The following is a 1,840-nucleotide window of genomic DNA, read 5'->3' on the forward strand; positions in this document are numbered from 1 at the left end:
GAGACGAGGAACAGCAATGCCGCGAGCCGCGGGTTGCTGCTGAACACCTGCCCGATCGCTGTGGTCTCGATCACGCCGAGCTTCGCCGCCGAGACCGCTTCGATCGTGTCACACGCGGTCGGGGCGGCAAGGCTCGGCATCCCGACCAGATCGCCGGGCAGATGAACCTTGACGATCTGCCGCGCGCTCTCGCCGACGATGATGCTGCACGCAACCCAGCCGCTCAGCAGTATATAGACCTGTGGGTCAGGTTCCCCCTGCATCCGCAGGATCTCGCCACGCTTCAAACCGATCGTTGGCCCGGCGAGCCGGCGGAAGGTATCAATGTCGTCGTCATCCGCACAGGTGAACGCCTTGAAGCGCTCATAGTCCCAGCCAGCATCCATTCGTCTCAGCCAATCAATCGCAAGTCTTTGGCATCGACCCCTAATTTTTGGATACAGCTTAGCAAGCCGGGATATGGCGCAGTGGCTTAACCTGGATTACCAAAGAGGGACTCGGTGGCTGGAAACGCGCTTGACGGCGCTCATTCGGTCACCCAGGCGGCGCGCGGCAGGCCCTGGGCATAGAGCAGCGCGGTCAGATCGCCATGGTCGATCCGTGCCGCCGCGGCTGCCGCGACGATCGGCTTGGCATGATAGGCGACGCCCAGCCCCGCCGCCTCGATCATCGCCAGGTCGTTCGCGCCGTCGCCGACCGCGAGCGACTGTTCGACCGCGATCCCGTGCTCGGCCAGCGCGGCGTGCAGCGTCGCCAGCTTGGTGTGCGATCCGACGATCGGCCGCGCGACCCGCCCCGTCAGCGTGCCGTCGGCAATCTCGAGCACGTTGGCGATCGCGACGTCGAAGCCGATCGTCCGCGCCACCGGCTCGGCAAAGCGCGTGAAGCCGCCCGACACGAGCACGGCCTTCGCGCCGCGCGCGCGCATCGTCCGTACCAGCGCCTGCGCACCCGGCATGATCGTGACCCGTTCGGCGAGGCAGCGTTCGATGTCGCTCTCCGCCAGCCCCTCAAGCAGCGCGACGCGCGCATCGAGTGCCGCCTCGAAGTCCAGTTCGCCGCGCATCGCGCGCTCGGTGATCTCGGCGATCTGCGGCTTGATGCCCGCATAGTCGGCGAGCTCGTCGATGCACTCGACGGTGATCATCGTCGAATCCATGTCCGCAATCAGCAGCGCCTTGGTCCGGGTCAGGCTCGACTGCACGACCACATCGGTCTTGCCGAACGCCCCCTCGAGCGCGGTCCGCGCCGCGTCGGGCGCCATGCCGAAGATCAGGTCGGCGGCGTCACCTTCGTCGATCCAGCCGCTCGCACCCGGCGCGCAGCCGGCGTCGCGGAGCCGGTCCATCGCGGTCGAAATATCGCCTGCGGTCAGCGTGCCCGAGGCTATAAGCGTTGCCGTGAACATAGAACATCTCCCGAAGGTCGCGCTCATCGCAGGGCCGACCGCGAGCGGCAAGTCCGCGCTCGCGCTCGCCATTGCCGCGCGCCACGATGGCGTCGTCATCAATGCCGATTCCGCGCAGGTCTATGCCGATCTCCGGATCCTCACCGCGCGTCCTTCGGTTGAAGAGGAAGCGAGCGCCCCGCACCGCCTGTTCGGCCATGTCGACGCCGCCGACGCGACCTATTCCGCCGCGCGCTGGGCCGCCGAGGCGACGCGCGCGATCGACGAGGTGGCGGCGGAGGGCAGACTGCCGATCCTGGTCGGCGGCACGGGCCTCTATGTCCGCACGCTGCTCGACGGCATTGCCCCCGTCCCCGCGATCGACCCCGACCTTCGCGAGCAGGTCCGCGCGCTCCCCGTCGCCGAGGCGCATGCCGCGCTCGCGCTGCTCGA

The 1,840-nt window shown here is 68.0% G+C and carries 3 protein-coding genes; 1 reads left to right on the forward strand and 2 read right to left on the reverse strand.

The annotated features are described in order from the left end of the window. The coding region (locus sphsw_RS13155; protein WP_152555492.1) for a Crp/Fnr family transcriptional regulator at window positions 1-386 on the reverse strand (386 nt) is incomplete at its 3' end. 140 nt (window positions 387-526) lie between these two features. After that, on the reverse strand, window positions 527-1,408 hold the full coding sequence (gene serB, locus sphsw_RS13160; RefSeq protein ID WP_031441006.1) for a phosphoserine phosphatase SerB: 882 nt from the start codon (window positions 1,406-1,408) through the stop codon (window positions 527-529). Between serB and sphsw_RS13165 the strand changes: the two genes are divergently transcribed. After that, window positions 1,401-1,840 (forward strand): tRNA (adenosine(37)-N6)-dimethylallyltransferase (locus tag sphsw_RS13165; protein WP_031441007.1); only part of this gene is annotated, 440 nt, incomplete at its 3' end. The genes serB and sphsw_RS13165 overlap by 8 nt on opposite strands.

The organism is Sphingomonas sp. FUKUSWIS1 (assembly GCF_000733135.1).
Lineage (GTDB): Bacteria > Pseudomonadota > Alphaproteobacteria > Sphingomonadales > Sphingomonadaceae > Sphingomonas > Sphingomonas aerolata.

What these genes read in the sequence shown, in the direction of transcription:
- serB (WP_031441006.1), bottom strand. Translation starts at nt 1,408, where the DNA reads ATGTTCACGGCAACGCTTATAGCCTCGGGCACGCTGACCGCAGGCGAT.